Raw genomic sequence first — 19879 nt, 5'->3', positions numbered from 1 at the left:
TGTAAAGAACAGCACACTTTTTTTGTCAGAAAATAACATTTCAGAAAGCATATCGTTATATTTGGTGTAGGTAAAAAAGCGGTAATCAATGAAGAAGAATTTACTAGTATTTTTATTTTTTTTGTTAGAACTAACGGCGTATTCTCAGAGCGAATATCTGGTCGTATTTAAAGATAAGGCCAATTCTACTTATTCGGTTAATCGTCCGCAGGAATTTCTCAGCGAGCGTTCCATTCAAAGAAGAGCTAGGCAGAATATTACTATCACAGAACGTGATTTACCTCCAAACGTAAACTACCTGAACGAAATCAGAAAAACAGGAGCCAAAATCTTGTATAAATCTCGTTGGCTAAATGCAGTACTGATACAGACAGATGCCAATACCTTGAGTAAAATACTACAATTGCCTTTTGTTAAGGGCCTTGAAGGCACAGGCGATTTAAGATATGCCCGTACTAATGGTACGGAGGCAACAGGTAAAACCCGTAATAAATTTGCTACTGAAGAAAATGTTAACAACGGTCTTTCTCAAACTCAGTTAGAAATGTTGGGGGCAGATAAAATGCACCAGAAAGGGTTTCATGGAGAAGGAATGCTTATTGGTGTGTTGGACGGAGGCTTTGAAAAAGCAAACCAATTGAGCTTTTTTAAAACGCTATTTAATGAAAACAGAGTTGTTGGTACTTTTGATTTTGTTGCTAATGAAAAAAATGTATACAACGATCATTATCATGGCACCAACGTGTTATCATGTATGGCTGCTTTTGAGGAGGGTAGCATTGTAGGTACAGCATATAAGGCCAGTTACTTATTACTACGCACCGAAGATGTCAATTCTGAAACCAGAAGAGAAGAAGCTAACTGGCTTTTTGGTGTAGAAATGGCTGATAGCGTTGGCGTTGATGTCATTAATACGTCACTAGGGTATACCACATTTGATAATCCTGCACAAAATTATAAATACTCAGATATGAACGGTGACCGCGCCTTGGCTACACGCGCCGCTGACTGGGCTGCTCAGGTGGGTATTCTGGTTGTGGCTTCGGCAGGTAATGAAGGAGACGACCCCTGGAAATATATTGGAGCCCCAGCCGATGCTGACTCTATTATTGCAGTAGGAGCCGTAGATGCCAGTAGAAACGTAATGAATTTTAGTTCCTTTGGCCCTTCGGCCGATGGTAGAGTAAAGCCCGAATTAGCCGCGCAAGGTGGTGCTACGGTAGTTGGGTATCCGAGTAATTTCGTGGGTACAAACAACGGAACCTCTTTTGCATCGCCTTTACTGGCCGGATTTTCCGCTGCTTTCTGGCAGGCATTTCCCGAGCTAACTAATATGCAGGTAAGATCTTACCTGATTCGTTCGGCAAGCCGCTATGAAAGCCCGAATGACAGGGTAGGATTTGGAATTCCGAATTTTGACAAAGCCTATGAAATGGCTGAACTAGACCGCCTAGTTGCTTCGCTAAAAAAACAAGGTAAAGATGTAGTGGCATTTCCTAATCCTTTTAACGAGGCACAGGCCATGAAGGTATGGGTATTGAAAGATGATGCCGGACAAAATTTCGATTACAAACTCATTGACATGACAGGAAAAGTAGTGTGGTCGTTAACTACAACCGAACGAAACATTACTTTACCCGCTCAGGTAGACTACTGGCAAAGTAATTATATACTAAAAGTATCCGCTGAAAATTTGAAGTTTACTACCAAAGTAGCTCGGAATTAAAGAATCTTATAATTCTTATATTCACCAATGCGCCAGCCTGTAAGGTTTTCTATTAAAAACAGAATTTTGTTTTTAATAGAATAATGTTTTTCGACTACATTAAAACTAAAATTCCAGAAAGCCTCTGCAATTCGTTTTTGCATTACTTGCGGATGCGTTCCGGTAAATACTTTCAGAGAGTCTATTTTTGAATAGTCGAACTCAGTATCTTGTGGTAACATTTTTTCTATTTCTTCCGGTGTGTGCCATAAAGCACTAAAATCGCGAATTTTCTCAGCCATAGTTTTGGGAGGTCTTACCCAGCCGTAATGGTATATGTGTGCTTCAATTGGTTTTACAAATAGTTTTGTATTATCTTTCTTCCTGAAACCTTGTGCATCTCTGTACGAAACTACCTGCTGGGTATGCCTGAAAATCCTTATTTCGTTTCTGTACCATTTCCTTGAGTCTGCTACATAATTGAAAGAGCCATAAAAATGGGTATATTTGAAAAGTAAACCCTCAACAGCCGGTGTATTTTCGTACTGTTTCATGGCTTGTCTGATTACCTCATGGTATTTTTCATGAACTACTTCATCGCACTGTATATAAAACGCCCAAGTGGTATCAGCACTAATGGCTGCAATAGCTTTATCTGTTTCAACGGCTAGTACCCTTCCTCCTGTTCTGAGAGTTTCATCCCATACGGTTTCAATAATCCGTATTTTATCCGATTTAATTGATTGAATCAGGGCTAAAGTATCATCTTCTGACTTACCTACTGCCACCACAAATTCGTCACATAAAGGTAAAACCGAAGTAATGGCTTCTACGGCTGGATAATCATATTTAATAGCATTACGGACGATGGTGAATCCTGTTACTTTCATGAAGGTATAAGTGTTTTTCTAACCATTCTCATAATTGAGTCCGAATTGTTAAGTTTTTCTACCTCAGAGAGCGCAACCCAAGCTAAATCGTTCGACTCATCAGTAATTTGTAAAGGTAGGTTCTTATCAGCTTTCAATAAAAAACGTATGTCATAATGCAAATGAGCCGGAACACCCTTACGCTCCGGTATTGGGTGAACATCAACATCAAAAATAGTATCGCTTACAACTTCAATCCGTTCAAGACCTGTTTCTTCCAACGCCTCTTTTAGAGCCACGTTTAGCACATCGCTATCGCCGTCACAATGCCCACCGGGCTGAAACCACTTATCTAGCTTCCGGTGATGTGTCAGTAACACATACTGCCCTGAATTGTCAAGAATCCATGCCGAACCTGTTACATGGCCAATCAGTAGTTCTCTGTCAAAGCAATTCGTATAGGTATTTACAAAGTCGATGGTTTGTTGAGCCATATTTACCTCATTGGTATCAACTCCGTTATGTTTATTTAGCAGGTCTAGTAATTTTTTTCGGTGCATACTTCAACAATTATTATTAATTTGCGACGAAAATTAGTTTATTAAAACAACGAAATATCACAATTAAATGAAAAAAATTACATGTCTTATTGTAAGTTGTTTACTGTCAACAACTTATACTTTTGCTCAGGTTGCTCCAGCACCAAGCCCAGCAGCAACAGTTACACAAGTGGTAGGTACAACTAAAATTACTATTGACTATTCACGTCCGGCATTGAGAGGTCGTGAGATTTTCGGAAAATTAATTCCTTTTGATAAAGTGTACCGCACGGGTGCCAATGCTTCAACCAAGATTGAAACAACTGGCGATATTACAGTTCAGGGTAAAACATTGAAAGCAGGTAAATATGCTATTATGTCTATTCCTACAACTACTAACTGGACAATCATTTTCAGCAAAGACCTTAACGTAACTGAGCAAAATTACAGCCAGTCGAACGATGTATTGAGAGTAACTGCGCGTCCGCAGGATGTGCCAACCGTTGAATCATTTACAATTGATTTTTCAGATATAAAGGATGATGCCGCTACTTTGAATATCTCATGGGAGAAAACCAAAGTTTCATTAGCTATTGGAGTAGATAATATTTCAGCAATGGAAACAGCATTGGCGCAGAAGAACAACGATGCTTCAGGGGCGTTTCAACAAGCGGCTGAATATATGCTTGCCAAAGGACTTGACCTTAACAAGGCTTTGTCGTTAGTAGATAAATCGTTGGCTTTGCGTGAGAACTTCCGTAATAACTGGATTAAAGCACAAATTCTTGATAAATTAGGCAAACCGTCAGAGGCTCTAGGTTTTGCTTTGAAAGCACAAACATTAGGCGATGGCGACGGTGTTTATCCGTTCTTTAAAGATGCTATCGAGAAAGGAATCAGTGATTTGAAAGCTAAACTTCCTGCGGCTGCCCCTGCTACAACAGCACCAGCCAAGAAAAAGAAATCATAAAATTTATAGCTTTTTGCTAAACAAAAATCCCAGATAGATTGTATTTCTATTTGGGATTTTTGTTTTTCAGCGAGATTAAAAAACGTGTTTTACCTTACGAAAATTCTTTAATTATTTGAAAATACCCATATTAACGTTTAATTTTAAATAAAATAGCACCTTTATGCACCAGCATCAAACCTAAAACAGTAATCATGAAATTTTGCAGATAAATAATTAATCATCAGATTGGTGTATCTGGAAACTTTATTATCTGACATGATTTGTCTATCACTTTAATCACTAAATACTATCCATGGCGACAGATTCCATCAGTTCAAAAAAACAAACACTTTACCTCATTTTGTGTGGCATTTTTCTGACAAATGCCATTATTGCAGAAATAATTGGCTCGAAGATTTTTTCTGTGGAACAAACACTGGGCATTGCACCTATGCAACTACCTCTTTTCGGGCAAAAATTTGACTTTAATATGTCGGCAGGGGTATTAAACTGGCCTTTCGTGTTTATTACTTCTGATATTATTAATGAGTATTTCGGAAAAAGCGGTGTCAGGAAAATCTCATACCTGACAGCTATCCTGATAGCCTATGCCTTTATTATTATTTATATTTCAACCATAGTTACACCAGCAGATTTCTGGGTAAACCATAATAATAAAGATTTTTCGGGAAAATCGTTGAATATCAACGATGCCTATAAAATTATCTTTCGTCAGGGGTTAGGTATTATCTTAGGCTCAATTACAGCCTTTTTAGTAGGGCAGATTCTCGACGCTACGGTTTTTCATTGGTTACGTAGATATACCAATAACAAGATGATTTGGCTACGGGCTACGGGTTCAACTTTGGTTTCGCAGTTGATAGATAGCTATGTAGTTGTATTTATTGCCTTTTATGTATTTAACAACTGGACAATAACCGAAGTTTTTACCACAGGTACCAATAACTATATTTATAAGTTTGTAGTAGCAGTATTACTGACACCAGTAATTTATCTGGCACATAACCTGATTGACAAATATCTAGGTAAAGAGCACGCCCACAAAATTATTGATGAGGCTACCTTTACCCCTATGTAAAAGAGCAATAATTATTGCTCTTTTACTGTTGGGAACTTCGACATATCAACCTGACATGTACCACAGCCTTTGGCGCAACCTGCGCTTTTGGCTGTGAATTGTTTTCTTACCATGTTGCCGAGGTAAACCAAGGCTCCAAGAAATACAACACCGATTATAATATTTTCTATCATCTTTTCCCTAAGGCTTGTAAAATGTGTTGATAATGATGCTCCGAATGCCAAGCATATAGCGCAATAACTTCCTGAATCTCAAACGATTTCTGATACCCGTTATGATAATAAGTCTTTTTTAAGGCTTGCTTGTCGAGACTTTTAAACAAATATACCATTCGCTTATGTACGCCTTCAATAATTTGTAAAGAAGGCTTTACGGGCATTTGGTGGTCGGGTAATTGTGCCCATGCTCCTTCATCATAACCTTTTATTGGCGGATTTTGTTCAGTTAAAGCAAACCTGATACGTGTAAACATATTAATGTGGCTATCGGCTATATGATGTACAACCTGACGGACCGTCCAGCCCTCAGGGCGGTACGGAGTATCAAGTTCGGTATCATTTAAGTTTGATGTGAGTGCTTTCAGCCTTTGAGGTAGCTTTTCAAGAGTTTTAATATGAGCTTTGGTATCACGTATTGAATATTTCTTGCCATATTCAAAATCACCTATGGGGTATTTCAGTTGTTCGAGATTCATTTCTGTTGGGTAATGATAGTGAATAATTAATAAAATGTGATGTGCATGGCTTATGCGTACCAGTAACGTTGTATTTCGGCCAACAGTTCTGCATGAACAGCCGAACCTGCCACTACGTCGCCCCTGAAAAGGTGTTCGTCAGTTCCTGAAAAATCTGATACCACTCCGCCTGCCTCTGTAATCAGAAGTATTCCAGCCGCCATATCCCACGCATTCAGGTTGTATTCATAAAATCCATCAAAATATCCACAGGCAACATAAGCCAAATCAATGGCAGCCGACCCCATACGTCGTAAGCCATGCGTTTTTTGCATGAGTGATTCCAGTATTTTTAAATATTTGTCCTGATTATCGAATTTGTAGTAAGGAAACCCCGTAGCTAGTAAACTTTCGCCTAAGTGTTTATTAGCCGAAACACGCATCCGTTCGCCGTTTCTGAAAGCTCCTCCGCCTTTTGTAGCCGAGAAGGTTTCTTGCGTACATACATTATAAACTACCCCAGCCAGTGCATCTTTGCCTCTTGCTAATGCAAGGCTTACCGAATAGTTAGGTAGGCCATGTATAAAATTGGCGGTGCCATCCAAAGGGTCAATAATCCAGTTAAGGCCTTCTACGTCGTTGGTTTCGGCGGTTCCTTCTTCGGTAATGAAACCAGCGTCCGGCAAAATCTGTGCTAGTTTATTTACAATAAGTTTTTCAGTTTCTTTGTCAACATACGAAACAACGTTATTTACCGCTTTGTATTCGACCGATGCTGTGCTGAATTTCTTTGCTTCGGTAGCTATAAACTGCCCTGCTTCTTGTGCTACCAGTATAAGTTCCTGACAGATTTTCTCTAGGTTCATCATTTCTTTGGTATAATCAATTATGTGCTTTATAAGCCCTGTATATTTGTCCCTTTTGGGTATTTTACGCTGTATTTTACCGTAATTTCTTTGTTTTCGAGTGGTTGTAAGGTTAATCGCCAAGTAAGTTTCCCCGTTTCTTTATTCAGTTCTGCTCCTTGTAGGTCTTCGGCTTCAACACTAATTCGGCTATCCTGAGAGACAGGAATCAGGTCTTCAACAATAATATCAATAGGTTCATTTTTGGTATTTCTCAAACTTATTCGATTCCCAAACGATTCCTTGATATTAGAACCTATGTTGCGTCTTGATTTAAAAGCCTCTATGGTTTCTCGTTTGGTAATTATTTTTTTGTCCCTACCTAACGAAACCAGCAAAGAATCTTTTGCATTGTTATCAATATTTGTAGTGCCTATAAAAGTGCTTTCAAAGTATACGTTGGCCGTGCCCGGTAGCAAATTATATTTTTCCCAGTTTGTAATAATAGCCGTTAAAAAAGCATCTTTGTCGTATGCCGGAACAACATAATATTTATAAGTAGCAGGTATTGAATGATTTTGGATGTCGACTAACTCAGGGTTACCGCCAGAAATAATAGTATATGGAACAGAAATATCGAAACTTACAGATAAAGTTGTTTGAACAGTATTGACAAAATTGGCTGTTGAAGCAAAATTATCAGCCTCAAGAAAAGTAACAGCCGTACTATCTGGTGCTATTTCTTCCATTGATGATAGTACTTCTTTTACATTTATATTGTTACGTCTGTTCGATTTTAAAGATGCTCTTGGTTCAAAAATACTCAAAAAGTTAGGGTATATATCTGGTTTATTTCCACCTTCGGCAGGGTTAAGCGTTGATAAACTTAACTTTACGTTTTTCCAATCAATGCCCGTGCTCTGAAATACATTGGCACGGTAAGCCCAAGCTAAATCGCCTCGTGCCTCTTTGGCGCGTATGTCATAAACAGGAGTCCAGCCTGCTTCATTTGCTACATAACTCAGGTTAATATCAACGGTAGTGTTTGCTTTGGCTGCAACAGTAAGTTCTATTTCGCCAGCAGGTTGATTAATATTTGCACCTTGTGTAATGAGTTGTTTTTGTAAGCTGGTGAGTTTGTCCTGCGATTCTTTTAACTGGCGCGACAATTGTAATTGTCTGGTGCCGATTTCCGTTAGTTTAGTACGGAAAAAATCAAGCATTTCTTTTAAATCTTCTGGTGTTACACCATCTTTTTCACTTTTAACGTTCGAGTTCGCCATTAGCATATTGCGTTCGTTATCAGCTACTTTTAGAAGCATTTCAATGGTTTCTACCTCGGTTTTTGTTATTCTGATTGAGTCTTCAAGAACATGCTTTTTTTTATTGCCCAGATAATTCTGCTTGAATTTTACACCCATAATAGTTGCATCACCCTTGCCACCTACCTGAATACTGTTCGGGTCAGTGGTTGAAGCCACATTCGTAATAATTATTTTAGTGTTTCCGGCTTGCACGTTGGCTTTTGCTTTGGCGTCAATCTGCGCACGGTTCAGAAACACAGTAATATGCTGATTGCTAGCTTCTGTCCGAATCTGATTCTGAGAAAATACCGAGATATGCAATCCAAATAATAGGCTAAATACTTGAATGCCACAGAAAAATATTTTTTTCATGGTGATTTTTTGATTAAATATTGTAGTTGAACTTTTGTTATTAACGCAAACGCTTAACTGAAAATTTAAGCGTTTGTGATGACAATTTTAAGAAAAAATATTTGCTTTGCCGTAGTTTTATTTTCCTTTGCCAAAAAATAATTCTGTTACAGTATGTAGGTGAAATTAGTAATGGAAAGAGAAAGGCTTATTAATGATTGATTGATTTGAGAAAAATGAAAATTAAAGAAAAAAGATTAAGAAACTTTACTGAAAAAATATTTAAAGCACTAGGATGCTCACCTAAAGATGCCCGACTAGCAGCTGACGTTCTTATATCGGCAGATCTCCGTGGGGTTGATTCTCATGGAACAGCCCGACTGGCTGGCTATGTACGCCTGTACGATAACGGGCGGCTGAACCCAACTCCGCAAATAAAAATTGTGCATGAAACACCTTCAACGGCTGTTATTGATGGCGATAAAGGCTTAGGGCTGGTAGTAGCTCCGTTTGCTATGCAAGTGGCTATGAAAAAGGCCAAAAAGTATGGTTCGGGCTGGATTTCCGTACAAAACTCTAACCATTTTGGTATTGCGGGGTATCATTCAATGCTGGCGTTGCAAAATGATATGATAGGTTGGGCCATGACCAATGCCGCACCGCTGGTTGTACCTACCTTTGCTACCGAGAAAATGCTAGGAACCAACCCGATTGCGGTTTCGGTCCCTGCCGGAAAACAACCGCCTTTTGTTGCTGATTTTGCTACCACTGCGGTAGCTTACGGAAAACTTGAGATATTGCAGCGCAAAGGCTTACCCGCACCAATTGGGTGGGTTCAGGATGCACAAGGGCAAGCAACTGACGATTCGAATGCTATCAAGAATGGGGGTGGTTTATTACCCTTAGGAGGCGACAGGGAACACGGCAGCCATAAAGGCTATGGACTTGGGGCTGTGGTCGATATTTTTTCGGGTGTTTTGTCTGGTGCTAACTTTGGGCCGTGGGTGCCGCCATTTGCTACGGCGGGGTTTCATGGGGTGGCAGCCGAGCAGGTAGGCAAAGGTACAGGGCATTTTTTGGGAGCGATGCGAATTGATGGTTTCCGGCCTAAAGAGGAGTTTAAAGCAAGTATGGATACATGGATTGAGCGGTTCAGAGCTGCCAAACATATTGACGGGCATCCTGTATTAATACCGGGAGACCCCGAACGTGAATTGGAGCAAATCAGACGTTCGGAGGGTATACCTTTGAATGACAAAGTAGTGGAAGATTTAAAAGGCTTAGGCGAAAGATTTGGTGTAAAATTTTAAATATTTATCGTAACAGCGTTACTGTGCCCAGATTTTCGTTTATTGTTCCATCGCTTAACTGAATAAGTACTTTATAGGTATAAATTCCGGCAGGTGCTTTTTCAGAGGCATAGGTGCCATCCCACCCATGAGTTACGTCAGAGGGTGGGATGTTCTTTTTAGAAAACATAATCTCTCCCCAACGATTATAGATATGCAATTCTGTTATTTCTCGCACACACCGCGCGCCATAGATAAAAAATATGTCATTTACATGGTCTTCGTTAGGCGAAAAAGCCTGTGGTGCATAAATGGTGCTGCAAGTATTTACCATTATCCGAAAAGCATCTTCTTTTTTGCATAAATCGTCGGTTACCATCACTTTATAAGTAGTGTTGTCGAGGGGTTTAACCCATGTTCGGGCGCAGGTGTAGCAATTAACGGTATTGTTATCTGGCAGCCACTCATACGTGTAATTACCAACCGGACTAGCCGCGGCATTGAGTTCAATGCTGTCGCCAAGCATCAGGGTAAAGTCATGGGGTTGTATAGGTAAATCGAAATTTCTGATACTGAGATGCGTTGTAACGATGCTGTCGCATACCGACGGGTGCGACACACGCGTGGTATAGGTTCCGGCCACCGAATAGTTCATGGTGCCTACTTTATACATATCGCCCTTACATATTGTAATATCCTCTGTGTGTCGGGTTAGGGGCTTTATCGAAAGGTTTAAGGTAACGGTGCTGTCACAAAGTCCGTAGCGGTTAATGTTCTTGACATACTGCCCCGCGGCGGTATAATCTTCGTCTTCTACCCTGAATTTCTCACCTTCACAAACAGAAATGTGTAATTCACTGCTTCCACGCTGATATTTGATTGTATAATCGAGCCGTAACTGGCAGTCATCGCTGATACTTCCCAAAGGCACAACTTTTACATAGTACGGGTCGCCTAATTTAGCTTTTACTTTAATAGTAGGGCCTGTTTCGCCAGTATTCCATGTGTATTTTTTAAAACCATCGGGTGCTTTCAGGGTAAGATACCCGTCAGGGTCGGGGCATATTGAAGTAGCCGTAATTTCAGATTTCAGACATTGCGCATCAAAGTAAGCATAGCCCTCATGTGAACGTTCGGTACAACCATGAGCCGTTACCTCAACCGTGATGGTTTGCCCCATATAATCTCTTAAATCAATTGCTCCGGTTGTCCAGTTTTTATATTGGTAAAGTCCTTGAGACTTGAATCCGTCAGCACTGCCATCAGATAATAACTGTACATCGAATGAGTTACAGACTAGTTCCTGATTACGTTCATTTTTTACAATAATAGTAAAGCCCGGTTTCTGGTAGGCGGTATGCCCCGACTGGTCGTTTTCAAGAACAATCGCAAATTTATATTGGAATAATGTATTGTCAGGATTCACAACAAAAGAGGTGCGGATACGAGCAAAACGGCTTCCTGTTTCGGTATTTCCTATTCTGATGGAGTGTGTACTGCCCGGAGCAACCATCGGAATAGCTTCATTTTTAATTTTAGGGTCGTTTCCATCACTAAGGCTTGTAACGTAATGGTCTTTATCACGGGTACCCGGGTTCTCAAACCCATAATAAAATTTTTGATTCAAGTCATACACCGTTCCATACGATAAGCCCCAGCCTTCAGAAGTGCCTGTTTCAAAACCGATATTTGAGCAATTAGCTATTTGTGCGTAGCCTGCCCATAGCCTACAAAACAGAAAGAATAAAACGGGTACTATTCTTTTCATGGCAATATATAGGTTTGAGTAAAAATCTAATTCATACTGGTTTTTTATGGGTGTAGATAAGGAGCGTGTTTTGCCTTGAAAGCATACTGGTTATATAGACGAAGAATTGTTATAATTCGTTGGCTATAAGTTGCTTTGTAAAAATAATAATTTTTTAAAATAGTAAACACGCTTACAGTAAATGCAAAAGATAGCTAGCCAGTACAGAATTGGCCAATTGAAAGCACATAGAAATCATTTCCAATAAGTTTCAGCATTAGCTGCCTTATATATCACTGAAATAATATGATATTTTTTTGTAATTTTGCAGTTCACAGAATACAAAATACATGAAGAAAATCAAAGTTGGCTTAGTACAGATGTCTTGTACGGCCGATGTTGCAGGAAATATAAATAAAGCCATTGAAGGAATAAAAAAAGCGGCTGAGAAAGGTGCAAATATTGTTTGTCTGCAAGAGTTGTTTACCTCGCTTTATTTTTGTGACGTAGAAGACCACAACAACTTTAATCTGGCAGAGGCTATTCCGGGGCCTACTACCAGTACGTTGGCAGAAGTAGCCAAAGAACACAACGTTGTAATTATAGCTTCTTTATTCGAAAAAAGAGCTGCAGGCTTGTACCATAACACCACAGCCGTAATTGATGCCGATGGGAGTTATCTGGGTAAATACCGCAAAATGCACATACCCGACGACCCGGGCTATTACGAAAAATTCTACTTTACTCCGGGTGACTTAGGCTATAAGGTTTTTGATACAAAGTTTGCTAAAATAGGTGTACTTATCTGCTGGGACCAGTGGTATCCTGAGGCTTCGCGTATTACAGCATTAATGGGTGCTGAAGTTTTGTTTTATCCGACAGCTATTGGCTGGGACGTAAACGAGGGTGAAAGCGAAGTGAACCTTGAGCAATATAATGCATGGCAGACTATCCAACGGAGCCATGCCGTAGCTAATGGCGTGCATGTGGTATCGGTTAACAGGGTAGGGCGTGAAGCTGAACAGCAATTCTGGGGTGGTAGTTTTGTGGCAAATCCTTTCGGCAGTTTGCTATATCTGGCATCGCACGATAAAGAGGAGGTACATGTTCAGGAGATTGATTTAGGGCTAACAGAAAAATATCGTACAACATGGCCTTATCTAAGAGACAGAAGAATTGACAGCTACGAGCCAATTTTAAAGAGGTTTATAGATTAATAACACTATCCAGAGAAAAAAAAACATCGGTTTGCCGATGTGTTAATAAAACCGTTAAATGCTTACAATTAATAATTTATCGTTCTTTTTTGGCGGAAGAGCCATTTTTGATGGAGCGAACTTACAAATAAAACCAAAAGATAAAATTGGGCTGATTGGTCTGAACGGGATGGGAAAATCTACGTTATTAAGACTAATCGTTGGGGAATATCAGGCTGATGGTGGAAGCATCACAAAAGCTGGTGATTGTACCATTGGTTTCCTGAATCAGGATTTACTTTCTTACCAAACCTCAGATTCTATTCTGGCGGTAGCCATGCAGGCTTTTGAGCGTGAGAACTATCTCCAGACTGAAATTGATAAGATATTGCACGAGATGGAAGTTAACTACCGTGATGAACTGGTTGATAAACTGGGGCATTTGCAGGAAGAGTTCGACCACCTCGGAGGGTATACTATTCAATCGAAAGCAGAAGAAATCCTTGAAGGGTTGGGTTTCAGAACAGAAGAACTACACAAACCCCTAAAAGAATTTTCGGGTGGGTGGCGTATGCGCGTTATGCTGGCTAAATTGCTGTTGCAAAAACCCGCATTGTTATTGCTCGATGAGCCTACCAACCACCTTGACTTACCTTCGATTCAGTGGGTTGAAAAATATATTGTTAACTATGAAAACGCTGTAATAGTTGTTTCGCACGACCGTGAGTTTCTTGATAATGTCTGTAACACAACCGTAGAAGTAACACAGAACAAACTGTGGTCTTACTCGGGTAATTATTCGTTCTTTATTGAAGAAAAAGCTCTTAGAAACGAAATTCAGAAGAGTGCCTTTGAGAACCAGCAGGCACAAATACGCCAGACAGAACGCTTTATTGAACGCTTTAAAGCAAAAGCGTCAAAGTCACGGCAGGTACAGTCAAGGGTGAAAGCACTCAATAAACTCGAACTGATTGACGACGTAATTGATGCAACCGCCCGCGTACATTTCAAGTTTAAGTTTAGCGTTAATCCGGGGCGTCATGTAATGGCACTAGAGCATATTAATAAGGCTTACGGCGACAAAGTTATTCTGAAAGACTCAACCATAAGCATCGAAAGAGGCGATAAAATTGCTTTGATTGGGGCCAATGGTAAGGGTAAATCAACCTTATTAAGAATTATTGCCGGAACTGAACCAATAGATGGGACCAGAAAACTAGGCCATAACGTAAACTTCTCATTCTTTGCCCAGCACCAGTTAGAGTCGTTGCATCTGGATGAAACCATTCTGGAAGAGCTTAAATATGCCGATTCAAGTAAAACTGAGGCAGAGTTACGCTTGGTATTAGGATGTTTTCTATTTCAGGGAGAAGATGTATTCAAAAAGATTAAGGTACTTTCAGGAGGTGAAAAATCTCGCGTAGCATTAGCTAAGGTGTTAATTTCTGAAGCAAACTTCCTGCTACTCGATGAGCCTACCAACCACTTGGATATGCAGTCGGTAAATATTCTGATTCAGGCCCTTGACCAATACGAAGGTACTTACGTAGTTGTTTCTCACGACCGTCACTTTGTAAGTCAGGTTGCTAACAAAATCTGGTATATTGAAGACTATCAAATTAAAGAATATCCGGGTACTTATGACGAATATGAAACATGGGTGGAAGAAAACAAGGCTAATCGCCAGTCGGCTCCTGTTGCACTACCCGTAAAGAAAGAGGAAAAAACTGTTCAGGTTGTTGAGAATACAAAAAATCAGAACCAGCAAAAAAAACTAGAACGTGAAATTGAAGAAATAGAGGCAAAAGTTACTGAACTGGAAAAGCAAAAATCACTTCTGGAAGAAAAAATGGCTGACCCTACTATTTTCGGAGATAATGCAGCTTTACAAAAAGCAAATGCCGAATACGAGCAAACCAAAGCAGAATTAGTAAAGCAGAACCAGCTTTGGGAAAGCAAAATGATGGAAATAGCTTAAAAACTATCTAGTCTTTTAATAAAACAAAACCTTCTGTAAGTACAAAAGCTAACAGAAGGTTTTTGTTTGTATATATTCCTAAAATACTATCAGTCTTTGTGTGCTTCAGCAGTTTTTTGACAGCAGCTTGGCAGCGCATCGTGCGACTTCTGGTCTGCCACAACTTCATCGGCATCATAGCCAATTTTTGAAATGGCTTTTTTGATTTTCTCAGGATTTGTCTTTTTCGGATTATAAGTAACAGTCACCACCTTGTCGTCCAGATTAAGGTTTGAGTTAACAATTCCTTTGGTTAAGCCGAGGTCACGTTCGATACGTTTTTTGCACATCCCACATATAGCCGAAGTCTTGATTTTAACTTCTGCCGAGCCGGGAGGGTTTGCAAAGGCTAATCCGTTGATAATTAAAGCGAAAAATAAGATTAAAATGGAGTTTTTCATTGTATGTACTATTTAGTTGTATAATTATTCTTCTTTTAAAACAATTCCATTAGGATTTAGCCCTACTGGTATATCTTTGATTTTTTGGTGTGTACTGGTATTGATAACTGAAACCGTATTACCCTGTTGATTTACTACATAAGCAGTTTTTTCATTTTTTGAAAAAGCCACTGCATGGGCATCAGCATTGGTAACGATGGTATATTTTAATACCCATTTGTTCGATTTACGCTCAAAGCAAGCTACTTTGTCTTCTCCAGCCTGACAAATCCAGAGTTCATTCAAAGACTTGTTATATGCCATTTGACCGGGTTTGAAATTCAAATCAATAAACTCTTCAACATTTAGGGTTTCAGCATCTACGATACTTACTGTTTTCAGGTTTTTATTTTCTACATATATTTTACCATCGCTTAAAGCCCATACATTAGTCGGGAAGGGGTCTACCTTAACATATTTTTCAATTTGTTTTACTTTGGTGTTTACTGCTACTATAAAACTACTTTCACCCAAAGCTACTATGGCGTATTTACCATCTTTTGTAAAAACTACCTCGGTGGGGTCAGCACCTAAAGCGATAACAGATTTTTGCTCCCCTGTATTAGCATCAAAAACATGTATTTCGCCTGAATGATTGGTTAAAGCCGTCCAGATTTCAGAATTATCAGCCGAAAAAACTGCATTAAAATTTACCCTGTTGAGCGGTATTTTAAGTAACGATTTGCCATTCAGGGCATCAATAACTGCAATTCCACCCTTCTTATCATTAGACTGGTGCAGTATGTCATGATTTTGTGTAAAGTCAAATTCTGGCAAAGCTACTGATAACTTTTTGCCATCGGGCGACAAATGAATATGATGAGGAAATCTTCCTAAATCAGTTAACTGAATGCTTTTCTTCACAACATTTTCATTCAAATCAATCACCGAAATGGTGTTACTTGCCCCATTCACCACATAAGCTGCCGGAAAATTAATATTTGCTTCAACGAACTTCTTCTGTTCTTTGCACGCAGTAGTTAATAACAGCAATAAAGAATAGCCAAGTGCTAAATAAATTTTCATTATTCAAAATTTGTTTTCAATTGTAACGCTCAAAGAATGTACCGAGTATGTTTGTGGTACTAAATCCTTCCCCCAAGTTTGTACCTTGTACCGAAATAAATAATGCGTCCAACAATTGGTCCCCAGGCACTTCCGGCATCAAACCGAGAGCCAAATGGAGTTTCTGGTGTTACAATCGGATCTTTCTGAGTAAAGTTATTCAGATTTTCTCCGCCCAGATATAAGTCCCAACGCCGAAACGAGCGTGATACCTGTGCATTAATATTCACAAATGCCGGAGCGTATTGTATCGGCATACTTTCATAACTCGTATGCTGGTAGCTTGGCGATAAATTAGGTACACGCCTTGTGCCATTATATTGTATGGTTAAATCCCATTTCCATTTTTCATAGGGTAGGGCATAGCCCACATTAAATAGCACTCTATCTCTTGGAATAAACATCTTCCTGATGGTAATATCTTGTTTATAAGGCTTACCTAAAGTTTGCCATACATCGGTGTAACGATAAGCAATTTTAAATTCAAGTCGGTTTGCTGGCACCAGATTTAGCTCAATCTGGGCTGAGGTTGCATAATTCCGTTTGGTATTCCAACTGCCCTCTGAATTGTAAAAATATAAAAACTGAGGATGCTCGGTATCTGCAATTAACTGATTTACAAAATGTGTTCGGTACACATCAAGAATTACATTCGATTTGCCAAAGTGTCTTGTATAGCTAAGGCCAAAGTTCCAACTGATTTCGGGTTTTATTTTATCTAGGAACCTGACCGTTCTCGAACTTACAAGGTTTCCAAAGTATTCGGCAAATGGGTTAGGAGTTCTGAATCCTTTCCCTGCCGAAACCCGAAGTGCATTATCTGGATTTATATTATATAAAACATGGAGTCGTGGTGTAAAAATGGTTCCGTACATATTATGGAAATCAGTTCTGGCACCTGCTACTGCTGTAAATTTATCCAGATACTTATAGGTATATTCAAAAAATGCTCCCGGCACTATTTCGGTTCGGGTCATGAGTGTATCGGCAAATCTTTCTCTGAAATCATCATACAAAAAGCTAATACCTGTTTTATAAGTATGATTCGTATTACCTATGATGTCCTGATAAATCAGATTTCCATAGACCGTGTTTTGCCTGCCGTCATAAGGTCGGAACCCAAATTGTGATTTTGAATCATGAATAACGCCGTTTAGTATGACTCCTAAACCACGGTATGGTTTGTTCGGATACAGTTTGGCAGTTTTAGAGAAAAACTCCACACGATTTGTATTATTGGTAAAACGATAGATGATGCTGTTGAGGTACAATGGATTTTGGGTAATTTGACCTCCCAGTCGGTCTTCATGCAAAAACTTAACCCCAAACTGCGCCATCATTTTATCGGATTCGTACTTCCAGCGATTGATAAAATTTGCTTGCGTATATTTAGGCAAATCATAAAAATTATCGTTGTTTTTATCGATACTCGTCTGCAAGGTAGAGCCATGCGTTAACAGACCAACCGACCATTTGGGTTTACCTTTGTCAGACTTCAATATTTTAGCCAGATTGAGGTTTACTTCTCCACGGCCGAGGCTGTTTACGTAAGTATTCAGATAAACTTTTTCGGCTAAATCAGGTTTTTGTAATTCTACATTTATCTGACCTGTCATCGACTCATAACCATTAATAACCGACCCTGCTCCTTTGCCTATATCAATTGATTGTACCCACGTGCCGGGTATATAATTCAGCCCGAATGTTGTAGCCAGACCCCTAAGCGAAGGTACGTTTTCTACATTCATTTGCACATAAGTACCCGCCAGCCCTAGCAATTGTATTTGTTTGGCACCAGTAACTGCATCGGAATAACTTACCGAAACTGAGGCATTGGTTTCAAAACTTTCAGATAAATTACAACAAGCTGCTTTGGCTAACGCTTTTGTGGTAATAATTTCTGTCTGATGCGGCAATAATCGGTCAATGGCGGTTGACCCACTCTTTACGACTACTTCCTGCAATTGGTTTTCTGATTTCAGATAGACTTTCAGGTCAGTTTCATTCGTGATAGTCAACGTATCGGTTTTATAGCCTACAAAACTGATAATAAGCTGCGTTGATTTAGTGCGCGGAATACTAAATTTACCTTCTACATCTGTTTGAGTAGCTACTTTAGTACCTGCCCAATGCACTGTGGCCCCTATAATAGCCTCTTCTTTTCCGTTGCTGTTATCAAGCACTATACCGGTTACGTTTTGCGCAAAACCAGTAAATGTCAATAGCACTAATACGAAACAGAAAACAATATTTTTTATTTCTTTTAAATGGTTCATGTGGTAATATTTTCAGGGGCTGCGCCCTTTACTTTTATCACTGGCCGAAGCCTGACTTTATTATTTATATTGCTAACATTGCAGCTGCCATAGCTACCATTAATAAATCTTCAATAATTGTTACGGTGCTCATAGGCAAGTTAAAAACGGCTCCGAGGCACGCACAACGGATTTTTTTATTATCTAATACGCTCATGATAACGCCAATGGAGCTAAAACCCATGACTACAATTGTAGCTATGTTGGTTGTAACAGGCTGAAAATTTACCAGATAGGCTATTCCCAAAGCCAACTCAATAAATGGGTAAACATAACCGTAGGATGGTACTTTCATTGCCAGTAAATCATACATGGCGTAGCTTTCAGCAAACCCTTTGAGGTTAAGCAATTTAAAGAATGAGAAAACCAGAAAAAAGCCAGCCATAAAGTGGTTCATGAAGTGCATGGCACTAAAATGAGCTATCTCGAAAATACCTGCATGGAAAGCTGTAATGACTGACACCCCCGTTATAAAAGTAAAAATCAATAGCAAAGGCTTGTAAGTAGCTAGCCAACTTTTAGGTGCTTCCTCTTCAAATGCCATTGTGTGTGTAGCGGGTAGATCAACTTTTTCACTAATTGTATATTTCGGATATGGCTTTAATGCCTCCTGAAATCTGGAAGTTGGAATGTGCTTATCCATTTCAATAGTGGCAGCATTATTAGTTCTGTCTGGCGTAACTGATTTTACCCCTTCAACATTCGATAATACATGTTGTATTTTATATTCGCAGGCTTCACATGTCATGCCTGTAACTTCATAAGTATGTGTCATTTTGGTAATTATTTAATGATACAAAGGTAATAGCTGTATTTGGGTACAGTATTACAGAATTTTACAGAACAGTTACATGATTTTTGACTGAGTCGATAGAGACGCGTGTATTCTGGTTGAGCCGTTTGAACTCGCTGGGAGTTATCCCTTCAATCTGCTTAAACTGATTAGAAAGGTGCGCTACACTGCTGTAACCAAGTAGCCAAGCAATTTCAGAAAGACTGGTTTCACCATTAAGCAACAAGGCTTTTGTACGCTCAATTTTCTGAGCTATAATATACTTTTCAATAGTGATTTTTTCGGCAGATGAAAACAGACTACTCAGATATGAGTAGTCGTAACCTAATTTTTTGACAAGAAAATCGGAGAAATTCTGTGAACTTAATTTATTTCCTTTATTATGATGAATTTCATCAATAATCAGGTGCTTGATGTTCTCAATAATACCAGCTCGGTGGTCTTGTATAAGTTCAAAGCCTTCTTTTTCAAGAGTATATTGAATGAGCTTGTATTGACCATTATCAGGCGACAAACTGATGGTTGCTATTCCTAATTCTACTTTAGAAACACTAATGCCGATTTTTTCTAGTTCTTCACGTACAACACGAACACATCGGCTGCAAACCATATTTTTGATTAATAGTTGCATAAAACCTTATTTGATATGAATAGAATAAAGTCATGGCTTATTTACCGAT

18 protein-coding genes are annotated in these 19879 nt (G+C 39.2%); 6 read left to right on the top strand and 12 right to left on the bottom strand.

Annotation, left to right across the window (positions count from 1 at the left end):
- The first annotated feature begins 88 nt into the window (after positions 1-88).
- Positions 89-1726 (top strand): S8 family serine peptidase, encoded by a 1638-nt coding sequence (locus WAA15_RS04310; protein WP_337041244.1) that lies wholly within the window; start codon positions 89-91, stop codon positions 1724-1726.
- On the opposite strand, the gene WAA15_RS04305 is transcribed toward WAA15_RS04310, so the two are convergent.
- Together WAA15_RS04305 and WAA15_RS04300 are read right to left on the bottom strand one after the other, a co-directional pair.
- Positions 1723-2595, bottom strand: a complete 873-nt coding sequence (locus tag WAA15_RS04305) for a glycosyltransferase family 2 protein (protein ID WP_337041243.1) — start codon at positions 2593-2595, stop codon at positions 1723-1725. The genes WAA15_RS04310 and WAA15_RS04305 overlap by 4 nt on opposite strands.
- On the bottom strand, positions 2592-3134 hold the full coding sequence (locus tag WAA15_RS04300) for an NUDIX hydrolase (RefSeq protein ID WP_337041242.1): 543 nt from the start codon (positions 3132-3134) through the stop codon (positions 2592-2594). Before WAA15_RS04300 ends, WAA15_RS04305 begins: the two co-directional genes overlap by 4 nt.
- Positions 3135-3201: 67 nt before the next feature.
- On the opposite strand from WAA15_RS04300, the gene WAA15_RS04295 reads away from it, so the two are divergent.
- Together WAA15_RS04295 and WAA15_RS04290 are read left to right on the top strand one after the other, a co-directional pair.
- Entirely contained in the window at positions 3202-4083 is an 882-nt protein-coding gene (locus WAA15_RS04295; RefSeq protein WP_337041241.1) for a DUF2911 domain-containing protein, read from the top strand.
- Between the two features lie 295 nt (positions 4084-4378).
- Positions 4379-5164, top strand: coding sequence for a queuosine precursor transporter (locus WAA15_RS04290; RefSeq protein ID WP_337041240.1), 786 nt, complete (start codon positions 4379-4381; stop codon positions 5162-5164).
- An 11-nt stretch (positions 5165-5175) separates the two neighbouring features.
- On the opposite strand, the gene WAA15_RS04285 is transcribed toward WAA15_RS04290, so the two are convergent.
- From WAA15_RS04285 to WAA15_RS04270, 4 genes are read right to left on the bottom strand one after another with little or no spacing between them, the layout of a single operon-like run.
- Positions 5176-5337, bottom strand: coding sequence for a FeoB-associated Cys-rich membrane protein (locus WAA15_RS04285; RefSeq protein ID WP_337041239.1), 162 nt, complete (start codon positions 5335-5337; stop codon positions 5176-5178).
- Positions 5334-5858 (bottom strand): YfiT family bacillithiol transferase, encoded by a 525-nt coding sequence (locus WAA15_RS04280; protein ID WP_337041238.1) that lies wholly within the window; start codon positions 5856-5858, stop codon positions 5334-5336. The genes WAA15_RS04285 and WAA15_RS04280 overlap by 4 nt, the downstream gene beginning before the upstream one ends.
- Positions 5859-5908: 50 nt before the next feature.
- Positions 5909-6703 carry an inositol monophosphatase family protein gene (locus WAA15_RS04275; protein WP_337041322.1) on the bottom strand — a complete coding sequence of 265 codons (795 nt, stop codon included), beginning with the start codon at positions 6701-6703 and terminating at the stop codon, positions 5909-5911.
- Between the two features lie 29 nt (positions 6704-6732).
- Complete coding sequence (locus tag WAA15_RS04270) at positions 6733-8358, bottom strand: DUF4139 domain-containing protein (RefSeq protein ID WP_337041237.1); 1626 nt, start codon at positions 8356-8358, stop codon at positions 6733-6735.
- A 215-nt stretch (positions 8359-8573) separates the two neighbouring features.
- Between WAA15_RS04270 and WAA15_RS04265 the strand changes: the two genes are divergently transcribed.
- Positions 8574-9647, top strand: coding sequence for an Ldh family oxidoreductase (locus tag WAA15_RS04265; protein WP_337041236.1), 1074 nt, complete (start codon positions 8574-8576; stop codon positions 9645-9647).
- Positions 9648-9651: 4 nt separating this feature from the next.
- On the opposite strand, the gene WAA15_RS04260 is transcribed toward WAA15_RS04265, so the two are convergent.
- The gene (locus WAA15_RS04260; RefSeq protein WP_337041235.1) at positions 9652-11394 is read right to left on the bottom strand and encodes a gliding motility-associated C-terminal domain-containing protein; all 1743 of its coding nucleotides are present in this window, start codon (positions 11392-11394) and stop codon (positions 9652-9654) included.
- Positions 11395-11723: 329 nt separating this feature from the next.
- Here WAA15_RS04260 and WAA15_RS04255 point away from each other — a divergent pair, with 329 nt between their 5' ends.
- Both WAA15_RS04255 and WAA15_RS04250 read left to right on the top strand, forming a co-directional pair.
- Positions 11724-12590 carry a carbon-nitrogen hydrolase gene (locus WAA15_RS04255; RefSeq protein WP_337041233.1) on the top strand — a complete coding sequence of 289 codons (867 nt, stop codon included), beginning with the start codon at positions 11724-11726 and terminating at the stop codon, positions 12588-12590.
- Positions 12591-12648: 58 nt separating this feature from the next.
- Positions 12649-14547 carry an ABC-F family ATP-binding cassette domain-containing protein gene (locus tag WAA15_RS04250; RefSeq protein ID WP_337041232.1) on the top strand — a complete coding sequence of 633 codons (1899 nt, stop codon included), beginning with the start codon at positions 12649-12651 and terminating at the stop codon, positions 14545-14547.
- 89 nt (positions 14548-14636) lie between these two features.
- On the opposite strand, the gene WAA15_RS04245 is transcribed toward WAA15_RS04250, so the two are convergent.
- From WAA15_RS04245 to WAA15_RS04225, 5 genes are all read right to left on the bottom strand, one after another.
- Positions 14637-14987: a heavy-metal-associated domain-containing protein gene (locus tag WAA15_RS04245; protein ID WP_337041231.1), complete on the bottom strand. Its 351-nt coding sequence runs from the start codon at positions 14985-14987 to the stop codon at positions 14637-14639.
- A 24-nt stretch (positions 14988-15011) separates the two neighbouring features.
- Entirely contained in the window at positions 15012-16052 is a 1041-nt protein-coding gene (locus tag WAA15_RS04240) for a YncE family protein (RefSeq protein WP_337041230.1), read from the bottom strand.
- 59 nt (positions 16053-16111) lie between these two features.
- The gene (locus WAA15_RS04235; RefSeq protein WP_337041229.1) at positions 16112-18367 is read right to left on the bottom strand and encodes a TonB-dependent receptor; all 2256 of its coding nucleotides are present in this window, start codon (positions 18365-18367) and stop codon (positions 16112-16114) included.
- 64 nt (positions 18368-18431) lie between these two features.
- A complete protein-coding gene (locus tag WAA15_RS04230; RefSeq protein WP_337041228.1) occupies positions 18432-19181 on the bottom strand; it encodes a heavy metal translocating P-type ATPase in 750 nt (249 codons plus the stop codon).
- 61 nt (positions 19182-19242) lie between these two features.
- Complete coding sequence (locus WAA15_RS04225; protein WP_337041226.1) at positions 19243-19830, bottom strand: AraC family transcriptional regulator; 588 nt, start codon at positions 19828-19830, stop codon at positions 19243-19245.
- Positions 19831-19879: the final 49 nt, after the last annotated feature.

The organism is Emticicia sp. 17c, assembly GCF_037153985.1.
GTDB lineage: Bacteria > Bacteroidota > Bacteroidia > Cytophagales > Spirosomataceae > Emticicia.
The sequence above is the reverse complement of the archived record's forward strand: the minus strand, read 5'-3'. Positions and strand labels throughout refer to the sequence as shown.